The 23901-nt window shown below is 39.1% G+C and carries 19 protein-coding genes and 1 tRNA gene; 3 read left to right on the forward strand and 17 right to left on the reverse strand.

Translation table 11 applies throughout. From position 1 onward, the window contains the following. Positions 1 to 54: 54 nt before the first annotated feature. The 7 genes from pyrE to typA form a co-directional block, all read right to left on the reverse strand. Positions 55 to 687, reverse strand: a complete 633-nt coding sequence (gene pyrE / locus HMPREF2766_RS07830; RefSeq protein WP_042902544.1) for an orotate phosphoribosyltransferase — start codon at positions 685 to 687, stop codon at positions 55 to 57. A 33-nt stretch (positions 688 to 720) separates the two neighbouring features. Continuing rightward, entirely contained in the window at positions 721 to 1422 is a 702-nt protein-coding gene (gene pyrF / locus HMPREF2766_RS07835; protein ID WP_042769050.1) for an orotidine-5'-phosphate decarboxylase, read from the reverse strand. A 245-nt stretch (positions 1423 to 1667) separates the two neighbouring features. After that, positions 1668 to 2822 carry a cell division protein FtsQ/DivIB gene (locus tag HMPREF2766_RS07840; protein ID WP_042902545.1) on the reverse strand — a complete coding sequence of 385 codons (1155 nt, stop codon included), beginning with the start codon at positions 2820 to 2822 and terminating at the stop codon, positions 1668 to 1670. A 9-nt stretch (positions 2823 to 2831) separates the two neighbouring features. Further along, positions 2832 to 3890: a UDP-N-acetylglucosamine--N-acetylmuramyl-(pentapeptide) pyrophosphoryl-undecaprenol N-acetylglucosamine transferase gene (locus HMPREF2766_RS07845; protein ID WP_070569085.1), complete on the reverse strand. Its 1059-nt coding sequence runs from the start codon at positions 3888 to 3890 to the stop codon at positions 2832 to 2834. A gap of 1 nt (position 3891) precedes the next feature. Further along, positions 3892 to 5244 (reverse strand): UDP-N-acetylmuramoyl-L-alanine--D-glutamate ligase, encoded by a 1353-nt coding sequence (gene murD / locus HMPREF2766_RS07850; protein WP_070569088.1) that lies wholly within the window; start codon positions 5242 to 5244, stop codon positions 3892 to 3894. A 117-nt stretch (positions 5245 to 5361) separates the two neighbouring features. After that, a complete protein-coding gene (locus HMPREF2766_RS07855) occupies positions 5362 to 5616 on the reverse strand; it encodes a DUF3165 family protein (protein ID WP_000262660.1) in 255 nt (84 codons plus the stop codon). A gap of 19 nt (positions 5617 to 5635) precedes the next feature. Beyond that, positions 5636 to 7477, reverse strand: coding sequence for a translational GTPase TypA (typA, locus tag HMPREF2766_RS07860; protein WP_000164119.1), 1842 nt, complete (start codon positions 7475 to 7477; stop codon positions 5636 to 5638). 158 nt (positions 7478 to 7635) lie between these two features. On the opposite strand from typA, the gene HMPREF2766_RS07865 reads away from it, so the two are divergent. After that, on the forward strand, positions 7636 to 8361 hold the full coding sequence (locus tag HMPREF2766_RS07865; protein ID WP_070569091.1) for a 16S rRNA pseudouridine(516) synthase: 726 nt from the start codon (positions 7636 to 7638) through the stop codon (positions 8359 to 8361). A gap of 40 nt (positions 8362 to 8401) precedes the next feature. Here HMPREF2766_RS07865 and HMPREF2766_RS07870 read toward each other — a convergent pair whose 3' ends face one another. The 3 genes from HMPREF2766_RS07870 to HMPREF2766_RS07880 all read right to left on the reverse strand — a co-directional run bounded on the left by HMPREF2766_RS07870 (position 8402) and on the right by HMPREF2766_RS07880 (position 9332). Next, a complete protein-coding gene (locus tag HMPREF2766_RS07870; RefSeq protein ID WP_070569094.1) occupies positions 8402 to 8635 on the reverse strand; it encodes a hypothetical protein in 234 nt (77 codons plus the stop codon). An 86-nt stretch (positions 8636 to 8721) separates the two neighbouring features. Further along, entirely contained in the window at positions 8722 to 9102 is a 381-nt protein-coding gene (locus tag HMPREF2766_RS07875) for a rhodanese-like domain-containing protein (protein ID WP_070569096.1), read from the reverse strand. Then, entirely contained in the window at positions 9099 to 9332 is a 234-nt protein-coding gene (locus HMPREF2766_RS07880; RefSeq protein WP_044135604.1) for a YqgQ family protein, read from the reverse strand. Before HMPREF2766_RS07880 ends, HMPREF2766_RS07875 begins: the two co-directional genes overlap by 4 nt. Positions 9333 to 9434: 102 nt before the next feature. Between HMPREF2766_RS07880 and HMPREF2766_RS07885 the strand changes: the two genes are divergently transcribed. Together HMPREF2766_RS07885 and HMPREF2766_RS07890 are read left to right on the forward strand one after the other, a co-directional pair. Continuing rightward, positions 9435 to 10343 (forward strand): LysR family transcriptional regulator, encoded by a 909-nt coding sequence (locus HMPREF2766_RS07885; protein ID WP_001222584.1) that lies wholly within the window; start codon positions 9435 to 9437, stop codon positions 10341 to 10343. 45 nt (positions 10344 to 10388) lie between these two features. Next, entirely contained in the window at positions 10389 to 12188 is a 1800-nt protein-coding gene (locus HMPREF2766_RS07890; protein ID WP_070569101.1) for an N-acetylmuramoyl-L-alanine amidase, read from the forward strand. 28 nt (positions 12189 to 12216) lie between these two features. Here HMPREF2766_RS07890 and HMPREF2766_RS07895 read toward each other — a convergent pair whose 3' ends face one another. The 7 genes from HMPREF2766_RS07895 to HMPREF2766_RS07925 all read right to left on the reverse strand — a co-directional run bounded on the left by HMPREF2766_RS07895 (position 12217) and on the right by HMPREF2766_RS07925 (position 23741). After that, the gene (locus tag HMPREF2766_RS07895) at positions 12217 to 12534 is read right to left on the reverse strand and encodes a LiaF transmembrane domain-containing protein (protein WP_070569104.1); all 318 of its coding nucleotides are present in this window, start codon (positions 12532 to 12534) and stop codon (positions 12217 to 12219) included. A 226-nt stretch (positions 12535 to 12760) separates the two neighbouring features. Beyond that, a complete protein-coding gene (locus HMPREF2766_RS07900; RefSeq protein ID WP_049477932.1) occupies positions 12761 to 13630 on the reverse strand; it encodes a DUF6287 domain-containing protein in 870 nt (289 codons plus the stop codon). Between the two features lie 296 nt (positions 13631 to 13926). Beyond that, positions 13927 to 13999: transfer RNA gene (locus tag HMPREF2766_RS07905), tRNA-Thr, on the reverse strand. A gap of 224 nt (positions 14000 to 14223) precedes the next feature. Further along, positions 14224 to 20712 carry a S8 family peptidase gene (locus HMPREF2766_RS07910; RefSeq protein WP_042902555.1) on the reverse strand — a complete coding sequence of 2163 codons (6489 nt, stop codon included), beginning with the start codon at positions 20710 to 20712 and terminating at the stop codon, positions 14224 to 14226. A 429-nt stretch (positions 20713 to 21141) separates the two neighbouring features. Continuing rightward, entirely contained in the window at positions 21142 to 21927 is a 786-nt protein-coding gene (locus HMPREF2766_RS07915; protein WP_049520929.1) for an ABC transporter permease, read from the reverse strand. A gap of 1 nt (position 21928) precedes the next feature. Beyond that, positions 21929 to 22747: an ABC transporter permease gene (locus HMPREF2766_RS07920; protein ID WP_070569106.1), complete on the reverse strand. Its 819-nt coding sequence runs from the start codon at positions 22745 to 22747 to the stop codon at positions 21929 to 21931. A 1-nt stretch (position 22748) separates the two neighbouring features. Further along, a complete protein-coding gene (locus tag HMPREF2766_RS07925; RefSeq protein WP_070569110.1) occupies positions 22749 to 23741 on the reverse strand; it encodes an ABC transporter ATP-binding protein in 993 nt (330 codons plus the stop codon). Positions 23742 to 23901: the final 160 nt, after the last annotated feature.

Raw genomic sequence — 23901 nt, forward strand, 5'->3', positions numbered from 1 at the left:
CTTTCCAAAAATAAAAAATCAGGTAATCCTTGTGACTACCTGATTTTCTATGTTTTAGGAATTTTGCCAATTTTCTTGGTCTTCTTTAAAGCGTTTTAGGAGAGCAAGTCCTTCTGGTGTGATGTAACCTTCTTCTTGGGCTAGGTGGATGAGTTCACTGTAGTTAGAAAGCGTCACCAATTTTACACCAGCATCCGCAAAATTCTTATCAGCTTTTGGCAATTGGTAGCTGAAAATCGCTACGACACCAAGAACATCGGCTCCTTCGCGTTTAGCAGCTGCTACGGCTTCAAGAACAGACCCACCCGTTGAAATGAGGTCTTCAACCACTACCATCTTTTGCCCCTTAGCTACACGACCTTCGATTTGGTTACCAGCTCCGTGGTCTTTTGGTTTGCTGCGGATATAGGCAAAAGGCAAGTTCATCTTGTCAGCAATGATAGCTCCGTGTGGAATTCCTGCTGTCGCAGTTCCTGCAATCACTTCTACTTCTGGAAATTCTGCTTTAATAGCTTCCACAAAACCATTTTCAATCAAGGTACGAGTTTCTGGATAGGCAAGCGTCACACGGTTGTCAGTATAAATCGGCGATTTGATACCTGATGCCCAAGTGAAAGGTTCTTCTGGTTTGAGGTAAACGGCTTGGATTTTCAAGAGGTGGCTAGCGATATCTTTAGCAAGTGTCATAGTATTCTCCTTTTGTTTTTATAATCTATTTCTTTAATTTCTGTCTTGGTTCCATTCATCCTTGATAGCATGATAAGCTGCAACAGGATCCTCAGCTTGGGTAATGGGACGTCCTACTACGATATAGTCACTACCGATTTGATAAGCGTCCGCTGGCGTCATGACGCGTTTTTGGTCCCCAACCGCAGCTCCCGCTGGACGGATTCCCGGTGTCAAACAGATAAAATCTGAATTGGTAGCCTGCTTGATGAGTTGCACTTCCTGAGCCGAGCAAACGACACCATCCAAGCCCGCTTCAGCTGTCTTCTTGGCATAGTGAATCACAGACTCTTGCAGGCTGGTTTGGATATTTTGAAAATCCTGCATCTGGCTTTCCGACGTTGATGTCAGCTGGGTCACAGCGATCAATTTGGCTTGTGTCCCCAGACCTTCACGCGCAGCTTTCATCATCTCCACACCACCTGCAGCATGAACATTGGTCATGTCCACACCAAGCTGAGACAAGACCTTCATGGCAGATTTGACTGTATTGGGAATGTCATGTAGCTTGAGGTCCAAAAAGACACTATGCCCCAGTGACTTCAAATAACGGACAACTTCTGGACCTTCCGCATAATAAAGCTCCATCCCTACTTTTAGATAAAGACTTTCTTCTGCTGGGAAAAGAGATAAAAATTCCTTGACTGCCTCAAAACTAGGAAAATCAAGAGCAATAACTGGACGATGTTCACGCATACCTTTCTCCTTTTACCTTTACGAGCAAGAGAGTATGGTCAAAAATAAACCACGAAAAAAGGAACCTGCCAACAGCAAGGTTCCACGAAAAATGGGTAGTCTCCACCCTTTCACCGTCTAACCTTAGCTGCCTCTCTGGACTGCTTTAAAGGTTTTTTTCTATTCTATTATTTATAGTAGGACTTGTCAAGCAAAAACTCGAAACTAGACTTCTATACCATTCAAAATTAAGAGGAAAAGTTAGTCTAACGACTCTGTGATTGCTGGCTCGTTTGGCTTTGATTTCCTTGTTCTTCTTGTTTTTTCTTTTCTTCTTCCTGTTTTTTCTTCTCAGCTTCCTTGGCCTCTTGTTTGGCTTTTTCCTCAGCTTCTTCTATCAGTTTATCTGCTATAGTATAGCTGTATACTCCAGCTTCCATATCGACTACACTCGGTTCTGACAATTGTGGCTTGATTTTGCTGTAATAAGGTAATTTTTTGCTCAATTCTGATAGGGGAACCAAAACCTCATCTGTATCCAGCATGGTAATTTTTAAAAGATCTGCTGTTGCCTTGCTCGGCGCTAATTCGATTTTCTGGATTTGACTCTTGATATCCTCACTGATAGTAGACAATCCCGTTATCAGCTCTTTCACCTGCTGCTCATCGTTAAAGGTAACTGTCAGATAAGTCTCAGGCAAGTTTAAGCGATCAACAGGAGTTGACTCTACTGTACCACTAGAAAGAATAGGATAATGTTCTTCACCAGACACATAATAACCAACAATATCAAATTCCTTAACCTCAATCGTAAAGTTAGTCGGAAATTGATAGTTAATCTTCGCTGATTCTATCCAATGATTGGACTTGATTCGCTCAGCGTATTTTTCCTTATCCAACAATAGGGCTAAAGTATAGTCGCTATCTTGAATTCCAGAAGCCTGTTTGATATCATCCGCCTGCGTGTTACTATTTCCCTTAACCTCGATATTTTTGATGGTCGAAAGTGGAGTCAATAGATAGACTGAAAGAAGGAGGACCAGGACACTGGGTACCAAGATACTCACAGCTCGCCAAATATGAACAGGCGCAATTTTAGGCTTGGCAGGTTTTTCTGGTTTCTCTGGTTTCTTCTTCTCTTTTTCCTCTTTGACTTTCCGGTCATCCTTTTGAGATTTTTCTTCTTTTTCGGATGGTTCCTTGCTTGGACTTGAGGCTTCCTCAACTGACTCACTCGATGATTTCTTGGATTCCTCCAGTAGTTTCGAGTTGGCTTCCTTACGAGCTTGTTTTTCCTTTTCCTTCTCTTCAGCTAGGGCAGCTTCTTCCTCAGCCTTCTTCTTCAGGTATTCCTGGTTTCGTTTCTGCCATTCAGACAATTCTTGCTTGGGGTTTGATTCTTTTTTCTTATCCTTTGACATTGATATTCCTTATGCTAGGTCTTTTCTTAATAGATCGTAAAAATCTGCAAGAGATTTCAATTCAGTCGAAGCTTTCATGCTAGCTTGGTACTGATCCTTGTGACTAAGCAAGTGACTCAGTTTCTCCTCCAAGCTTTCCAAGGTCAAGTCACTTTCTTGAAGTTCTTCTGCGTAGCCTTTCTTAACAAAATAAGCTGCATTTTCAATCTGGTCTCCTCGACTTGCTTCACGACCCAATGGTACGATGAGATGGAGTTTCGCCATGGCCAAGAGTTCAAAAATCGTATTAGCACCGCCACGCGTTACCACCACATCTGCCATCTCCATCAAGGGTTGATAGAGATCCGTCACATAATCAACACGAAAGAGATTTTGACTCAACTCATTGAGGCTAGAATCTCCAGTGAGATTGATAATATTGTAGCGTTCGGTCAGTTCTTGCTTATGATCTGTCACCAATTGGTTAAATACACGAGCTCCTGCAGAACCTCCGACAAATAATATGGTTGGCAATTTAGGATTAAAGTGGGTTTGGATATCCACCAATTCATCTGGTTCAGGAGTTTTTTGGTCTGAAACCTTGGTCACCGCCCCCACATGCTCAACCTTAGACAAACTTGAAGCCTGCTCAAAGGTTGAATACATCTTCGTCGCAAATTTATAGGCGATTTTATTGGCCAATCCCATAGAAAGGTCCGATTCGTGAATAAAGACAGGCACTCCTGACACTCGCGCTGCGATAACCGGCGGTACAGAGACAAATCCCCCCTTTGAAAAAAGAGCCTGTGGACGCAGTCGTAACATGATAAAGAGGGATTGGACAATTCCCCAGCCAACTTTGAAGACGTCCAGCATATTTTGCCAAGAGAAATAGCGACGCAACTTCCCAGTCGCAATGGAGTGGAAGGTCACATTCAAGCCTGACTTGAGGATTTCTTGGTGTTCGATCCCGTGTTTATCACCAATATAGTGAACTTCCCAACCGTCTTCGATGAACTTAGGCATTAACAAAAGGTTGAGGGTGACATGTCCAACCGTCCCCCCACCTGTAAAGACAATTTTTTTCATATTATTCCTTTAACTCCGCTACTGTGTCGATAAAGAGGTCGCCACGTACTTCAAAGTTAGCATACATATCCCAGCTAGCATTGGCAGGACTGAGGAGAACCACATCTCCTTGAGTCGCGAGCTCATAAGCCTTGTGGGTCGCATCAGCAATATCTGTCGCATCTACATAAGCCACACCAGCCTTATCCGCTGCCCGTTTGACACGTTCTGCAGACTGACCGAGGATAACCATCTTCTTGAGCCCAGTAATATCTGGCACCAATTCGTCAAACTCATTGCCACGGTCCAAACCACCTGCAATTAAGATAACCTTACTATTGTCAAATCCTGACAAGGCTTTTTGAGTAGCCAAGATATTGGTTGACTTGCTATCGTTATAGAATTTGACACCCTGAATTTCATCCACAAATTGGAGACGGTGTTTGACACCACCAAAGGCTGAAAGAGTTTCCTTGATGGTTTGGTTGTCTACACCACGAAGCTTGGCTACAGCAATGGTCGCAAGGGCATTTTCTACATTGTGGCTACCTGGAACACCGATTTCACTAGCTGCCATAACCACTTCTCCACGGAAGTAGAGTTGACCATCTTCCAGATAAGCTCCATCAACCTTTTCCTGTGTTGAAAATGGTACAACAGTGGCTTGTGTTTTGCTAGCCAATTCTTTTGCCAAGTCTTGGTTAAAGTTCAATACAAGGAAATCATCCGCTGTCATCCTGTTCTGGATATTCCACTTAGCTGCCACATACTCCTCAAAAGAACCATGGTAGTCAATATGAGTGGGCATGAGGTTGGTAATAACCGCAATCTCAGGATGGAATTCTTGAACACCCATCAGTTGGAAAGAAGAAAGTTCCATGACGAGCGTGTCCTTGGCTGTCGCAGTTTGAGCCACTTGACTAGCAGGATAGCCGATATTCCCTGATAAGAGACCATGTTGACCAGCAGCAGTTAAAACTTCCCCAATCATCGTCGTTGTGGTTGTTTTCCCATTTGAACCAGTAATACCGATAATTGGCGCATCTGAAATCAAATAAGCCAATTCCACCTCAGTCAAGACTGGAATCCCCTTTGCCAGAGCCTTCTCAATCATGGGATTGCTATACGGGATACCTGGATTTTTCACCATCAGAGCGAAATCTTCATCCAAGAGCTCCAAAGGATGCCCACCAGTGACAACCTTGATCCCATCTTCCAGCAAGCTTTGAGCAGCAGGATTTTCCTCAAAAGGCTTGCCATCATTTACTGTCACAATAGCACCCAGCTTGTCTAGCAAACGGGCCGCAGACTCACCAGACTTAGCCAAACCTAAAACAAGGACTTTCTTATTTTTAAATTGATCGATTACTTTCATGTCTCAAACTCCATTTCTACTCCTACTATTTTACCATTTTTATGGAAATAATACTAAACGAAAATGCTCTAATCCTCATTCTGACATCGAAAAAGAGAGCCATAGCTCTCTTTCTATTTATCTTCTTTTGCTCTTTTTTACAGGCATAAGCGTAATGTCTCTCAAGCTAAAGTAGGCTAGAGCCAGCATGGCGATTGTGACAAAGAATTCTGTCGGTAATTGGAAGATTTGCAAGATGGACAACATCAGCAAAATCAAGAGAGCAACAACTACAAAGACCAAGATAACGATGTTGACTGTTCCTTTGATACTTTGGGGTGTCGCAAATACATAGAGTAGTAATAAGAGTATCCCTATGATTAAATAGACCATCTTTATCTCTTTCTAGCTCTTATTCAGCTGATTTTTTCTTTTTGTTAGCTTTCTCACGCTCTGCCTTGTTAAGGATTTGCTTACGCAAACGGATAGACTCAGGCGTTACTTCCATGTACTCATCGTCATTCAAGAACTCAAGAGACTCTTCAAGGGTCAAGATACGAGGTGTCTTGATAACCGCTGTTTGGTCCTTAGTAGCTGAACGAACGTTTGTCATTTGTTTGGCCTTAGTGATGTTAACTGTCAAGTCGTTTTCACGAGAGTTTTCACCGATGATCATTCCTTCGTAAACCTCAGTACCTGGGTTGACAAAGATTGTACCACGTTCTTCGATAGACATGATTGAGTATGTTGTAGCCTTACCAGCATCAATAGAAACAAGAGCACCACGGTGACGTCCACCAATTTCTCCTGGAATCAATGGCAAGTATTGGTCAAAGGTATGGTTCATGATACCGTAACCACGAGTCATTGACAAGAACTCAGTTGAGTATCCAATCAAACCACGCGCTGGAACAAGGAAGACCAAACGAGTTTGACCATTACCAGTTGAAATCATATCCAACATTTCACCCTTACGTTCAGAAAGGCTTTGGATAACAGAACCTTGGTATTCTTCTGGAGTATCGATTTGCACACGTTCAAATGGCTCACATTTAACACCGTCGATTTCTTTTACGATAACTTCTGGACGAGATACTTGAAGTTCATAACCCTCACGACGCATGGTTTCGATCAGGATTGACAAGTGCAATTCTCCACGTCCTGAGACAGTCCATTTATCTGGTGAGTCCGTTGGGTCAACACGAAGGGAAACGTCTGTTTGTAATTCTGCTTGCAAGCGTTCTTCTACCTTACGAGAAGTCACCCATTTACCTTCTTTACCAGCAAATGGTGAGTTGTTTACCAAGAAGGTCATTTGAAGCGTTGGCTCATCGATGTGAAGGATTGGAAGAGGCTCAACTGCATCTGTCGGTGTAATCGTCTCACCAACAAAGATATCTTCCATACCTGATACGGCAATCAAGTCACCTGCTTTAGCTTCTTGGATTTCACGACGTTCCAAGCCAAAGAAACCGAAGAGTTTTGTAACACGGAAGTTCTTCGTTGTACCATCTAGTTTAGAAAGGGTAACTTGGTCCCCAACTTTCACACTACCACGGAAGACACGACCGATACCGATACGACCTACGAAGTCATTGTAGTCCAAAAGTGAGACTTGGAACTGCAAAGGTTCATCTGAGTTGTCCACTGGAGCAGGGATATGGTCGATAATGGTATCAAAGATTGGCGCCATTGTTTTTTCTTGATCAGCTGGATCATCTGACAATGAAGAAGTCCCGTTGATAGCTGAAGCATACACCACTGGGAAATCAAGCTGGTCATCGTCTGCACCAAGCTCAATGAAGAGCTCCAATACTTCGTCTACTACTTCTGCTGGACGAGCTGATGGTTTGTCGATTTTGTTAACAACCACGATTGGGACAAGGTCTTGTTCCAAGGCTTTTTTCAATACGAAACGAGTCTGTGGCATTGTTCCTTCGTAGGCATCTACGACCAAGACAACACCATCAACCATTTTCATGATACGCTCCACTTCTCCACCAAAGTCCGCGTGTCCTGGTGTGTCCATGATGTTGATGCGTGTGCCATTGTATGCTACAGCAGTATTTTTGGCAAGAATTGTAATTCCACGCTCTTTTTCGATATCGTTTGAGTCCATAGCGCGCTCTGCCAATTCAGTACGTGCATCAAGCGTTTCTGATTGTTTCAACAATTCGTCAACGAGGGTTGTTTTCCCGTGGTCAACGTGGGCGATAATCGCAATGTTACGGATATCTTCTCTTAATTTTGTCATGATTTCCTCTAATATTTAAATTTTTATTTCTAACTGAACAATTATACCACAGTCTCATTCAAAAATCACAGTTCAGCTAAGTGTAAATGTTTTCACTCTGCTTTTCTAGTCAAGGCAACTCTTTTCAAAGTCAGAGACTTATGATATGATAAGCTGGTATGCGTTTAGATAGATTATTAGCCCAAGAAATGGTCAGTCGCAAGGCTATGAAACAGGCTCTGTTAAAAAAAGAAATCCTAGTGGATGATTATCCAGCTCGCTCCCTCGCCCAAAATGTTGATACAGGATTGCAAAAACTAGTCTTTCAAGGACGGCAAATCCAAGGCTACGAGCACACCTACCTCATGCTTCATAAGCCAAATGGAGTCGTTACAGCCAGCAAGGATAAGAAACTCCCAACCGTCATGGATCTCCTCCCACCTGACGGCCAGTCTGACCAGCTCTATGCCGTTGGCAGATTAGACCGCGATACGACGGGACTCCTCCTTTTGACAGACAATGGACCTTTAGGATTCCAACTCCTTCATCCCCAGTACCATGTCGATAAATTCTATCAAGTGGTAGTAAACGGACCGCTCACGTCAGACCATATCCAAAAATTCAAAGATGGGATTGTCTTTTTAGATGGGACCACTTGTAAACCAGCTCAGCTTGAAATTCTGTCCTCAAGCCCATCAGAGAGCCATGCCTCCATCACCATCTCAGAAGGGAAGTTTCATCAGATCAAAAAAATGTTCCTCTCAGTCGGTGTCAAGGTGACTGCCCTAAAACGAGTCCATTTCGGTGACTTTACATTAGACCCAGAACTAGCAGAAGGGCAATTCCGCCCCTTGAATCCAGAGGAATCGGAAATCATTAAAAACTACTTAGAGAAAAGTGGATAAAAGAAAAAAGCTTTATGTTTAAAGCTTTTTTTGTTTTTACTTATCTAAAAACTAATGCGATGGCTGCAATCCAGTTAAGTACAGAAATTACAAGTCCTACGATATTGAGAATTTTTTCTGTTTTATAGTCTAGTCCAGATTCTTTTTGGTATGAAAAAGCCAAGACCAATCCTATGATCCCCAAAATCAGACCCACTATTGGCGATAGCAAACCAAGGACGATAGATAAGATACCTAAAATAAGTGAAGGTTTTTTCTTTTGTTGTGAATTCATATTACAAAATCTCCTTAAATTTAATATAAATGATGATACCATAAAATGCTAGCTTTATCTATCATTCGACAGTTTTTTACAGAATCTTAGCTAGTCTTGACCTTCCCAATCCAAGAATCCAATCCATAAGAAAGGATATAAATCTCAGAGAAACCTTGTTTCTTCAAATAAAGTGCTGCATTGGTCACTCGTTGTCCGCGTTGGTTTTCGTAGAGAAGGACAGGTTTATCCTTACGAAGGGCTGCAAGGCTTGACTTCAACTGATTTGAAGGAATATTGCGAGCTCCGAGGATATGTTTTCTGTGAAATTCTGCTGGTTCACGGACATCAATCAATTGCCCTTTTCGAATCAAGGCTTCAAATTCTGCATTATCCACAATCTTAGCCGCACGACGAATACGAAGGTAGTTATAACCCATCCATGCCGCCATCGCTAGTACGATTCCCCACAAAACCCAAATTGTCATAAGTTCTTATCTCCATTTTTCTCTATGTAGTCTAATTCTATCTTGTGCTCTCTACGAAGAACAGCTTCCGCCTCTAGATAGTCTAGCTTGTCCATCAGACCTGCATCATAGATCCGAGAGAGTTCGAGCTTCATCAGTTCAATATCATACAAGCGCTTCCCCATGTATACAATAATGCCAAACTGTTTGAGAAATTGCTGCACATCATAGAATGTTTTCATAGCTTCCATTTTAGCAGATTCTAGACTTTTTTTCAATACTGGACAGGCTCTTTCCCCCTATTTTCTTCGTCTTCATTGCCCATTCTTCCGCAAGTATGGTACAATAAAAACATGAGAATTCAACAACTACACTATATTATCAAAATCGTCGAAACTGGCTCTATGAATGAGGCGGCCAAGCAGCTCTTTATCACCCAACCCAGTCTCTCTAATGCTGTTAGAGACTTGGAAAATGAAATGGGTATTGAAATCTTTATCCGCAATCCCAAGGGCATTACCTTGACCCGTGATGGGATGGAGTTTCTCTCCTATGCCCGTCAAGTTGTCGAGCAAACCCAGCTTCTGGAGGAACGCTATAAAAATCCTGTCGCCCACCGCGAACTTTTCAGCGTTTCCTCTCAGCACTATGCTTTTGTAGTTAATGCCTTTGTCTCTCTGCTCAAGAAAAGTGATATGGAAAAATACGAGCTCTTCCTTCGTGAAACTCGGACTTGGGAGATTATCGACGATGTCAAGAATTTCCGTAGCGAGGTCGGTGTCCTCTTTTTAAACAGCTACAACCGCGATGTTTTAACGAAAATGCTAGATGACAATCACCTGCTAGCGCACCACCTCTTTACCGCTCAACCCCATATCTTTGTCAGCAAGACCAACCCTCTAGCTAAAAAAGACAAGGTCAAACTGGCTGATTTGGAAGACTTTCCTTATCTGAGTTACGACCAGGGGACGCACAACTCCTTCTACTTTTCAGAGGAGATTCTTTCACAAGAGCACCACAAGAAATCCATTGTTGTCAGTGACCGTGCCACCCTCTTTAACCTTTTGATTGGTTTGGATGGTTACACCATTGCAACAGGAATTTTGAACAGTAACCTCAACGGGGACAATATCGTTTCCATTCCGTTGGACATCGACGACCCGATTGAACTAGTCTATATCCAGCATGAAAAAACCAGCCTGTCTAAGATGGGCGAACGCTTTATCGAATACTTACTAGAAGAAGTTCAATTCGATAATTAATAGGAAAAATGAAAAAGAGAAAAAGAAAAAGTTAGGAAATAGAAAGTGAAAAAGATACTACTGACCAGTGCTTTAATCCTTTCAATCGCAGGATTAGCACCCGCATCCGTCTTAGGAGAAGAAAACACAACTCAATCCACATCTGCTGTCAAGGAAGCAATTGCCAAAGAAGAAAAGAAAGAATCGAGTGTTGAGGAAAACTCTAAATCAGAAGTTCTTCCGAAAGTAAATGTGCAAGAAGACAAGCCCAAAAAAGAAGGATGGTACCAAGAAAATCACCACTGGCGTTTTTACCAAGATGATAAACCTGCTTTGAACTGGAAACAAATCCAAGGCAAATGGTACTACTTCGATCAAGATGGTAATCGTCTTCATTCTACTATCTACAAAGGCTATGCCTTTGACCAAGATGGGGCTATGGTAGAAAATAGCTGGACCAAACTGGACAATCAATGGTATTATGCTGATTCCTCTGGACGACTAGCTCAGAACACCTGGAAAAAAATTAACGGCTCCTGGTACTATTTTGACCAAACTGGAAGCATGCTCAGCAACACCGCCGTTGACGGCTATCTTCTCACAAAAAGCGGAGCTATGGCAGAAAAGGGCTGGACTAAATTAGACCAAATTTGGTATTATGTCGCTCCTTCTGGAAAAATCTCACAGGATAAATGGGAGAAAATCAACGGTTCTTGGTATTACTTTGACAAAGACGGTGGAATGCTGAGTGCGACAACCTTCAAGGGCTACCTCTTCAACCAGAGTGGAGCTATGGCAGAAAACAACTGGGTCAAAATCAAGGATACTTGGTTCTATGCAAACGGGTCAGGGAGATATGTCCAAGAAAACTGGCAAAAGATTCACGGTTCCTGGTACTCATTTGACCAGAATGGTGGGATGCTAGCAGACAAATGGAAAGAAAGCTACTACCTCAAAACCAGTGGAGCCATGGCGGAGAATGAGTGGATCTTCGATAAAGCCTACAAGAGCTGGTTCTATCTAAAAGCGGATGGCCGTTATGCAAATCAGGAGTGGATTGGAGCATACTACCTCAAGTCAGGTGGTTACATGGCAAAGAGCGAATGGATTTACGATAACTCTGACAAAGCACGCTACTACCTAGATGATAATGGACATTATGTTTCAGGAACTTACAAGATAGACGGTAAGGAACACCTGTTCCAAAAATACGGCCAATGGATTTCTGAAGTTTCAACTGAAGGCGGATTTACAAAAGGCCTATACAGCAATACCATTTTCCTAGATCCTGGGCATGGTGGTCGAGATTCAGGTGCCTTTTACTACAATGTAGCTGAAAAAGATCTCAACATGCAGATTTACCGTAAGCTTCGTACTAAGTTAGAAGAACTAGGCTACAAGGTCCTCACTTCTCGTGATAGTGATATTGACGTTGATTTTGTTACCGAACGTTCTCGTATGGTTAATAAGACCAACTCTGATATTTTTATCAGTATTCACTTCAACGCTACTGGTAATACCTACTCAAAAGCGAGCGGTATTCAAACCTACTCCTATAGCGATGAACCTGATTATCCAAGTAAGATTAATAAATACTGGCACAATCACCCAGATCGTATGAGTGAAAGCAAACGCCTCGCCGCTGCCATCCACTCCTCTCTTCTAGCAGAAACAGGGGCCAAGGATGCTGGCCTGTTGGAGAGTAGCTATGCCGTCCTACGCGAAACAGCCAAACCAGCTGTCCTCCTAGAGCTTGGATATATGGATAATTTCTCCGAAAACCAACAAATCAGAGATAGCCGCTACCAAGATAAACTGGTCGCAGGTATTGTGAAAGGGATCCAAAAATATTACGCTGGTCAGTAAAAAAAGTCTCGAGAAATCTCGAGACTTTTTATTTATCTTCTTTTTTATCCTTATCAGGAAAGAGGTAGCCAAGTCCTACACAAGCTAGCACACCGGCACCAATCACCAAACCACTTGAAATTGGCAAGAGATCAAAAATAGCATTTGCAATGATAAAGGCAATGATCAAGCACATCAAGCTAGTCTTGTAGTCTTTTTTCAAAAAGTTTTCTAGCATGAAATAGAGGAACAATCCTACCGGAATGAGTGACCAGAGGTTGACATCCAAACTTGGCCATCCAACAGATCCGAAATACAATACTAGCGCTGCTGCTACTAAAAATACAAGTCCCAATAATTTTTTCATTTTTTTGTCTCCATTTTCTTTTTTATTGACTTGAGTTGTCTGATACTGACCCCTCACGTCCCTTACATGAACCATTATAGCAGAGGATTTTTTCAAGAACAAGCCCTTTTGCCTATCTGGTCAATATCTCTGTCTAAGTGGTTGAGTATTTGTAACAAAAGAAAAAGAAGCCCATTAGAGCTTCTTGATTTTGCCGATTGTAACAGTATTTTTGAACGAATACCATCTAGTTTTTCTTTTCCTTTGACTCTAGAGAAGATTTGATTGATTCACGATCTGCTTGCAATTGAGCTAAGTTCTTTTCTGCTTCCTCAAGTTTACTGGTATCTGGTTTCACACGATAATAAACATTTTCTGGTTTCATTAACATCGCTCCATACTCTTGCCCAGAAAGTAGTCTTTCCTCAGCATGGTTGCTTTTATCCGTAATCTTTCCGTCATCAGCAGGTTGCATAACAACTCCACTTGGCACAGCTACTACTACAAATCCTCCAGCAACAGAATCTTTTACCCATGCACTGATAGACGCTGTCTCAGGGTTACGACTATCTTGTCCTTTTGATACCTTTAATCCAACTAGAGATTCGTACTTTTGATCATTTGTAAACCAAGTCGCACGTACTTCTCCAGAATCATTAATAATGTATTCATTACCAGATTGACTACGCCAAGTACCTTCTAAACTAGACAAGTCATTGTTCTTGATTGCTTCAATATCTAATTTTGGAACAGCAGTTTCTTTCTTGAACTTGCTAACAAGTGCTTCTGCTTCCGTAATTTTGGTATCTAAAGCAGTCAGTTGATCCTTGAGTTTCTGAATTTCCTCTTGTTTATCCTTATCAGTCTCATCTGTTTTTCCTTGGCTTGTAGACGCTTGACTTGTTGACTCTGTAGTTGAAACAGCAGACGTTGCTTGATTTGACTCTTTCTTTACAATCAGAAAATATGAGAAAATACTTACCAAGATAAGAGTGACTAAAACAGCGAGTGCTATGCCAATATAGATTTTTATTTTTTTATTTGGAGTCAACTTTGATTCTGACCGCTTACGTCCGTTAATCTCTTCAAATTGTCTTTCCCGTTCTTTCTTATTCATAATTTTCTCCTTTTTGATTTATATTCAGCCAAGTTTGCGAGACTTCATTCGTTACTATCCATGAACTTTTATGACTTTTTAAAAAAATCAAAGCAAAAATTTCTAGAATAATTAACAGCCTATAGTCCTCTAAAACGGAACGAAAACAAGTGCTTATTAAAATATATTATACCACAAAATATAAATTTTAGTTTTAATTTATAAGTAGGAGTTTCTGACGTTAAATAGAACCTATCTCAAACGTTCCACCTTTCCTATATTTACAAAAAAAGAAGCCCGTTTGGACTTCTTGATTCTGCCGATTGCAGGGCTTGAACCTGTGACCTACGCGTTACGAGTGCGTTGCTCTACCAACTGAGCTAAATCGGCGATTACCCTTTTAGTATAGCACTCTGAGAATAGATGTCAAGAAATTTTTATCTCCATTAGAAAAAGCCTGTCCTGAGACAAGGCTTTTACATATATCTCTATTAAATCTCCCATTTTCATAGAAATCTAAATAATATATTTATAAATCAATACTTTCACAAAACTATGTCATCACCTCACTATCTAATCTCAGTACATAAACCATTTTTTCTATAGCTTTTGTCTTAATCTTTATTTTTTCTCTTCAATCCAAGAAAAGCTCCTACTATAAACATGATTCCGGCAGCTAATAGTGTCTGGGCTCCGCTTGCTGTTCCGGTTTTTGGCAACTCATTAGGATTGTTACTAGTTGATTTACTATTGATGTTGGTATTTTTATTAGTTAAGTTTCCTTGTTCATTTAGATAAATGTTCTTGTTAATTTCAAAGTTTTTATCATTTTCATCAGAAACAATACTGTTGACATCATTAGTTGAATTAGATTGTGTTTTTTCTTTCTTTTTCGATACATCAAAAGTAGGTTTATTTTCCTCCTCCTTTTTCTCCTCTATTTTCTTGAATACAGGTTTTATAAAGGTATCTTTTGATAGATTAAGAACATAGCCAGCGTCTTTTTTCCCTTCGAAACCAGAAATTTCCCAACCATCAAATTGGTATCCTTTTTCTAATTCACCCATATAGACAGGTAACATAAAATCTTCTTCCGACACTATCGTTGAACTCATTTCTTTTCCATTTTGAATTGTCACAGTCACCGTATGAGGTTTTAATTCGCTTACCTCTCCCGTATCTTTGTTTAAAATGAATTCTTTTACGGTTGTATTTCTTGCGAAATCTTTTACAACAATCTTAATGTTTAGTGTCTTATCTGTTAGTTGTTTAATATCATCAAATGATTTGTATTCTTTTCCATTAACATAAATATGTTGTTCTTGAATCTCACCATCGAATCCATTATTTCTTTTATCATTGATGTTAAAGACTACAGATTTTCCATTAGCATATTCGATACTAGTATTTCCTTTTGGATCAATCTTTACTTCTGGTTTGACATTATCATATAAAAATTGATAATGTACTCCAACCGCTTTCGCATTCAAATCGCTATAGCCAGTTTGAAGATAAACATTTCCATCCATATCTGTTACCTTATCTGGGAATCCGTTTGCTTTATAGTCTTTCATCCCCCAGTCCATGATGTCACCGTCTTTAACATTAAGCTTAATGTTAAAATCTCTAGTGTTATCAATGTGTAAATCTCCGTAGATTAAATAATTATCTACAACCGATTCATTAACTCTCAACTCCCAGTTAAAACCACCCTTATCAGAAATCTTACCTCTTAAATAAAATTCTGGATTTCGTACATAAATTTTATTAGTTTTAGATGGATTAAAGTAGTTCTTGTCCATTGAAAGATTTACTGGTTTTGCATCAATAAATAACGTAGAGCCATCTTCTTTTATAGCTTCTACATTGGACTTATCCTCTCCTGTGTACTCTTTACCATCCTTACCAAATAATACAAGTTTAGAAGGATCTGTCACAAGATTTCCATCGTTATCGATTGCCTCCCCTTTATCATTCATTTTAAATGTAAACACTTGATACCTTACAATGTTAAAGCCGTCCAAAGCCGACATTAATACTGATTGAGTACTTCTTCCATCTTCAACATTTCTACTATCAGCATAAATTGTTGTTTCTGATAAAACTCTTAGATTAGGATTGGCCTTTTGGATTTTTGCTATATCTTCCTTGTTATAGACTCCATTCCCTTCTAACATATCCGTTTTTCCAGGATTATAGGTAGTCACTTTTAGTGCATAGCCTTTTCTCAGAATGATGTTATCCTTTAATAGATATTGTTGTTTTTCTGAATCAGAATAGATTTTACCAGATTCCATGTCCGTTAAATTATTTGGTTTATTTTTTGAAAGATCTCCTTCTCCTAATTCTATTACATTCCCATAACTTGATGCATACGGATATTCTGCTTTAGTTTCCTTATTTTTTTCAGGCATTCTAATTTTAGTTTCAGCTTTTATCTGACCATCATCTTTGACAAAAAACCTCATATCTCCTGCAAAAGCTAATCCATCCACAATATCATTAATATTAGCGTATAAATCAAATGTCATCGTTTTTGAATGGGAATCATACTTGGTCGTTTTGATTTCTATCGATTTATAGTTATTTCCATAGTATACCTTGGCATTTTTAGAAACATTACTGATCTTTCCAAGAATTTCAAAGTGTCCATCTTTAGATGGGTTTAGAATGCCATAAATTTTTGATTTGATTTCATCAAGTTTTTCAGTTTCATATTCTAAGGCACTACCATCGTCATAAGCAATGATATTTCCCTTATCATCGTATTTATAATCGTATTCCTCTATTCTCTTACCAGTTTCACTTGTAAAGTCATCAACTTCTCTAAATTTCTTTTTAATGAGTTTCTTTAAATCTTTGCTTTCAAAGTCTCTAATTGTTGAAATTGTTTTATGAATAGTCAAGCTAGATTTTTCTTCGGTAGCCTCTTCATTTTCTTGATGATGTTCTACTTCAGTTGTATCTTTTTTAAGACTATCCTCTTTTCTATTTTCTAAATTTTTAAATTTAGATTCGGAAATCTCGCCAAGCTTTTGGTATTTAGATGAATCTTGATCAGGATCTACTAGATAATAGGAAATCATCCCATTTTTATCAGCATGATCAGCAAATTTAATTCTATGAATCTTTGTGAAATTGCTAGAACCGTCTAATGCAATCACTTCAATGATTTTTCCTCTTAAATCTCCTGCACCTTTAATTTCATAAATGGTATTTCCGTCTTTGTCAAGTTTTCTATTTCGTCCTTGACCCTCACCTGCATAAGTGACTTCAAGATTTTTCTCAACCTCTCCATCTTCATTAACAAGAGCGGCCCCAGCATACCAAACTTCGTTGGCAATCTCGTCAAATTTTTCAGGATGTTCTTTTTGATCTCTCGCAAATAGCGTTTCATTCTTATATTGCTCTTTGACCTTGTGATAAGTATCCTTTGTAATTAACTTAATTTTTCCAGGGTTTGAAAAATCAATTGAAACAATCTTTGGAGGGGTGTTATCAATTTTTACAGGAATATAGGAAACCTGCCATGGGTAATCCTTGGTTAATCTATATTTAAATTTATAGAAATATTGGCCTTCCGCAATCGGTTCAAATTGTCCTCGTATCTTAGTAGCAGGATCTTTTTTGTCATTACTTTCTGGGGCATTTTCTTCTCTACCTCTAGGGTTATAAATGAGTCCATCCCATTTCAAGTCACCCCAAACTTTTAGCTTAGAAGATTTAATGCCCTTTGCATCATTTCTTTTAGAGTTTAAAATTCCTTTAATAAAGTGTTCTCTCGAAATGACTTTTAAGTCTTTTTGATTTTCTCCTTCTTTATTTGTATTTACTATTGAAATCACCCCTTCTTCTGCACTTCTTAATACAAGTGGAGAAGGCGTTAATCCTCTCTCAAGTTGAGCATCTTGAGGATTTCCATTTGAATCTAAAGGATAGATTTTAGCAATATTAGAGCCACTTGATGAAGGTGCGTTGATTCCTTCGTTATTGAAAGCAAATAATTCTGGATTTTGATCTAGGGATGTTGTATTTTTATCTTTTCTATTTTGGATAACTCCTGCTGGATTAAATTTATCTATACCATGTTCTCCACCAATCCCCTTATTTAAGGTACCTGGAATTTTTGGTTTACCATCATCATCATAACCTTCCATTGCTTTTGATTTTGATCCTTCTTCCCAGGCCCATTTATCAAGGATTGGTTCGTGGTTCCAATTCCCAGCAAATCCCATTAGAGGCATCGACAAAGAAGGTTGGAAGTTTCTTTTCTTACCGTTGGAGTTTAGAGCTTCCATTTCTTCCACTGACTCAAAATGAATAAATGATTCTACAAATTTATTTTTGTTTTTAGCTTCTCCAACATTTATAACCGCATTTAAATCAAAGCTGGAATTTGGACCTATAGTGAAAGTATCATGCTCAAATGTGATATTTGCTCCTTTGACTTTTTCTGGGTGAATTTCTGGAACAATTTGCTTCCCGTCCGGAGATTTTTCATCTTTATATGTTTCATCGAGTTTTAGCCTATCAGTTAGAGCATCTGTAGTTACAGTTGATGCAGAAACTTTAAAGGTTAAAGGTCTGTTTGAGGTATTGTGAAGCTTAATTGTAAAGTATTTTTTATCACCTTTTATTTCTTTAAGAGAAATGGAACCATATGAATTTACCAAACCTTTAGAATCTGTATTTTTGAAAGTTGCTACAACTTCATTTCTCAAAGCGTTGGCAACATTAATTAGCCCCGCTCCCTGCTGTCTAGGTGATGCAAAGTATTGACTCTTTTCTTTCCAAGAGGTTGCATCCATCATAGGTCTTGCAGTATTTTGTAGAGCTATTTTTGTAAGACTTGTAAGGTCTATTTTGTCATCTCCCTTAAGATTTTTCAAGACAGGTCTTTCAAGCAATTCCTTTAATTTTGGTCGAATCAAAACAGTAGAAGCTGCTACGATTGGAGTTGCCATACTAGTTCCTGACATATAACCATAAGTGGATTTACCATTGATAACATTTAGAGTGGATTTAATATTTTTACCAGGTGCTGAAACATCCGGTTTTAAAAGCAAGTCTGTTCTTGGCCCCCAAGATGTAGACCCTGCTGGGACTATAATATCTTCTTTATAAAGTTCTTTGTCTGTGTCAGCTGCAAATTTAAAGTCAATTTCTTTTTCATCACCTACATTCGGTTTATTAGAATTATAGCTTTCCATATCAATTGGATAGTATTGTTCTAAGTTATCTTTAAAATCTTCCTTATTATTTCTTTTGACTTCAGTTTTTTTATCAGGGTTAATCATGTTCCATAATTTTACACCATCATCTCCTGAAATTGAAAATACTTGACTAGTAGTCCCTTCATCCGCTTCATATCCCATAGCTGGAAGGTCTGTCCAATTATCTCTATTGTAGTAATTTACAGTATTTACAACCATAATGGCACGTGCGCCTTTATCCGTTGCTCTTTTAAAAGCATCTTTTAAATCCTTGGTATAAATTCTATCCATTACTGCAATTTTGCCCTTAAGATCCAAGCCTATCAAATCTTTGTCTTGACCTTTGCCTATATATACAAATTTTAATTTATTTGGAGTTTTTGACCCATCCTCATTTGTTAGGATTTTATTTTTATCGAAAAAAGCTCCTATATTTCTGTATTTAAAACTTTGTCCTCCAATGTTAACCTTATCAAACTCAATGGTTTGATTTTTAGCAGAAGCGACCGCTATCGCATCTTCATGTGCGGCAGTTCGTGTTACATTTCCAGTATCTGTCATTTTCAGATTATTATTGGCTACTAAATCCCAAGAAGAACTTGAAGCAGAAGTCGCAAAATTACCTGTAGCAACAACCATTGGGATTCCAGCTTTTCTTAATGCTCTAATAGCCTCCCAATATTTCTCGCCTACAAGACCTGTTCCCGTAAAGCCAGATGATACCGAAACAACATCGACATTGTGTTTGATCGAATCTTCAATAGCATGAAACATTGTTTCATCACCCGCGAACCCAGATCCTGCGTCAGAGTACATTTTATAAGAGAAAATTTGTGCATTAGGCGCAATTCCATCTATGCCATTAAAGTTCTTGATATCTTTTTCAGTATCATTTCCAGCAAGAATCCCTGCAATATGCATCCCATGTGGGTCAAAATAATCCCTACCATCATCATATTTTTCTACAGTGATTTTACCACCATTATAATAATTGAACGCATGAGGGATTTTATCACTCAACCAATAATTTTTATCAGTGCCTTTTAAATCTTCTTTTTTAAATTTCATTGAGTCTTTGGCATCATCATCGATCCTCATAGCCTTATGCCTATAATCTGTTCCAGTATCGATATTTGAAATGACCATACCTCTACCATCAAAATTTTTCCCAAATGGAGCATTAATAGACTTTAGGTAATCAATAGCTTCCTCAACTCCAATTTCCTTTCTGGCATGATTCATCATTGGTTGGACTTTTTGTGATCGTTCAACCGACGAAACACCTTCCATTTGTTTAATTTTGTCCAAATTATCTGGAGTTGTTTCAATGGCAGCGCCATTAAAAATCGTATTATAGGTATATAAAACTTTTGTATCCTCAAGATTGGATAGTTCCTTAATTACTTTTTCTCCAGATTCTTTATCTTTAAATTCAGCAATATAGACAAGTTTATCTTCTTTTTTAGGATTTTCTGTATCTTTATTTACAAATGAGTTCGCATCATCTCCTTTGGATTGATTGGAGTCTTCTTTGATACTTGCTCCTTCGTTACTAGTTTTTTTGTCTATCTTAGGCTTTCTACTAACAACTTCTTTTTCCTCAATAACTGTTGTCTTCTTCTCCTCAGTATCCTTTGAAGTTTCTATAACATTATGAAGTTCTTCAGATTGTTCATTTTTTTCTGTTTCTTTATCTGCTACTACTTTTTCTTTACCAGAAATTTTTAAAGCATCTTCAGAACTAGGTGCATCTGCTACTACTTTTTCTTTATCAGAAATTCTTAAAGCATCTTCAGAACTAGGTGCATCTGCTAAAATTACCTCATTGGGGGCATATGCTGCTAAAATAACTGCAGCAGTAGTTAATGACAATACCGTACTTTTTTTCATTATAATTCCTTCATTTTTTATTTTAAACCCAATAGATAGAAAACTTTAACCTTGCTAGCCTTTGTTATAAAAAGTTTTATGACGTATTATCTAGTGGGATAGAGTAGTACATTTATATATAATTGTTAGCTCTCTGAAAAATAGTATATCAATTAAAAAATTTTAAGTCAAGAAAAATTAACACGCATTAATTTTTTTTTTAATGTACATTAAAAAATATAAACCCAAAACTTTCGTAGTTAACTGGGATACATTATCAGCACATTCACACCATCAAAAATAGTAGCAATTAACTGGAATAACTACCAAAATCGCAAAAAGGGGTATGGATAGAATTTATGCCTTAATAAACATGCAAAAACAACCGCTATAATTTTCAACGGTTGTTTGTAACATATTTAATTTTTAACTCTCATCCTATCTTATCTCTTACGAACCCGCACTTTCGTAGGCATCCAAGCCCCTATCCCAGAGTTTTAAAGAAATAACAAAGAAAACAAGGGAAATCAACATCAACCCACCAATGTTAAAGAGCCCGTCTTTGTCCTGCAAGAAATAGCTGGCAGGATAGTAGGCCGTAAAGGCGAAAGGCACGATAAAGCTAATCAACCAACGAAGAAGCGAATTATAAATGGAAATCGGATACTTGGCAAAGTCATTAAACATATAAAAAATGTAAATCATGGCGCCTGACTGCTTGGTCCAAAAAGCGATACTGGCAGTCGCGATTTTCAAGGAAGTATAGATTAAGGTCGCAAAAGGAATGCAGACTAGAAAAATCAGGAATTTTGGAAGAGTCCAAGCAATGCTTGATACTGTTGTCGCTAGTAAAATTCCACCGACCAATAGTTCGCCCAAGGCATCAATCTGAAAGGTCTCAACCAAGATGTGAAAGAGAGGATTGATAGGACGCGTCAGGTACTTGTCAAACTCTCCTTTTCGCACCAAACGTTGCCCCAGAGCCCAGAGATTGTCAAAAAAGAGATGATCTAGTCCCTTGGGAATTAAGGAAAATCCATAGATAAAGGCGATTTCTTGAAAAGTCCAGCCTTCTAAGGAAGGAATGTGTTGAAAGAGCACATTGAGAAACAAGAGGTTCAGGCCTTGAGTCAGAAAAACTCCTAACACGCCCACCACAAAATCGACCTTGTATTCCATGATTTGCTTGATGTATTGTCTGATAAAAATCAAATGCATGCGTTGATATTTTTTCATACTAACCTCCTTGAATAGTGATAAAGGACTGGACTCGTTTCCATATCAACTGAGACAAGCCCACCATCACTATGAGCCAGAAGAACTGTAGCAAAAGCGCCTGAAGAATCTGACTGGCATCGTATTTCCCAACAATGATCATAACTGGAGTATAAATCAAAGATGAAAAAGGCAAGAAGGACAAAATATCAGAAACAATCTTTGGAAAGAAAGCCAAGGGAATCAGACTTCCAGACATAAAGGCCACTATAGAAGTCTTGAGTAGATTGGAACCCCATAGATTTTTAAAGACAAAGGCTGAAAATCCAAAGCAGATATTAAAGAAAAAATTGATCAGGTAGGCTAGGGTTAAGCTAAAGAGATAAAGGATGGTTAATCCCAGTACTTCTACAATTCCTTGCCCAGATAAAATTTTCATCAAGACAATGACACTTAAAAATGGCAGTCCAACAGAGATAAAAATCAACCACTTGGATCCAAGCTCTGTAAAGAGGTAAGAAGCCGCAAAATGCACTGGTCGCAACAAACGCATGATAATGGAACCATCCTTGACCTCCTCCCCAATCATAAAGGAGCTATCTGACCTGGTCAAAAGATTAGTCACAAAACTCATGATGATGTAAAGGGTGATATCTGCCATGCTAAAGCCCTGAATCAAAGACTCTTGCGAGGAATCAAAGACCGCCTTCCAGAGATAGAAAGCCACAAAAGCTCCCATGACATCACCAATCCGATAGAGAATAAAGTTGACTCGATAGCTAATCAACTCCTGAATCCCTGCATTGATAAAGGGTTTATAACGTCTCCACAATTTGACCATCTTAGAGCTCCTTACGATAGAAGCGACGGATAATATCCTCAATATCCGTATCCACCATCTTCAAATCGCGGATTTCAAAATCAGACAGGGTTTGCTTGATAATATCAGCCGACTGGTAGCGGGAACTGTCGAATTCAATATTGAGGCTGTTTCCTTGTCTATCAATGGTCATATCCGAAGAGCCTTCATAGTGAGAGACAAGATGACTTTGCCCTGGTAGCAGTTCAAAGGAAAGAGTCTTCATCTTGCCAAAGGTTTCCTTGAGCTGGCTAACCGTTCCATCAAAAATCTCTTGCCCCTTATCAATCATAAAAATTCGATCACAGAGTTGCTCAATGTCGCTCAGGTCGTGAGTGGTCAAGAGAATGGTTGTTTCTTCCTCTTGATTGATCTGAGTAATTGCCCGACGAATATTGTCCTTGACCGAAACATCCAAACCAATGGTCGGCTCATCTAAAAAGAGAACCTTGGGATTGTGAAGCAAGGAAGCCGCAATGTCCGCCCTCATCCGTTGCCCCAGTGAAAGAGTTCGCACAGGATCCTTGATAAATTCCTTCAAATCCAAGACTTCATTCAAAAAATCCATGCGTTTATGAAAGAGCGAGTCTGGCACATCGTATATCTCTTTCAAGACCGTATAGGTCTCTTGCAGTGCCAAATCCCACCATAGCTGGGTGCGTTGTCCAAAGACAACCCCGATATCCTTGACATAGTCTTGACGATTGTCCTGTGGAATCTTGCCGTTAATCCGACAAAAACCAGATGTCGGTTTTAAAATTCCTGTCAGCATTTTGATGGTTGTCGACTTCCCAGCACCATTGGCCCCGATAAAGCCTAAAATCTGGCCCTTTGGTACCTCGAAGGTCAAATCCTTGACCGCTTCAAAAGTCTGCTTTTCAGGATGAATAAAGGAGCGCAAAGCCCCCTTTAATCCAGGTTCCTTTACTGTCTTCACAAAATTTTTCTGAAGATGTTCCACTTCTATCATTGCCATATCTATCTCCCTGTCGCAAGGAATAGCAACATTGTATTTTTGACTACAAAAATTCTAAATCCTTACCTTCTAAACCCTCTACATTTTATTATTACAGAAGGCCTTATACCAAACTATTATAGTCCAATAAAAAACGGAATGCAAGCGTTTGCCTGTAGAT

This window comes from Streptococcus sp. HMSC076C08, from assembly GCF_001810825.1.
Classification (GTDB): domain Bacteria; phylum Bacillota; class Bacilli; order Lactobacillales; family Streptococcaceae; genus Streptococcus.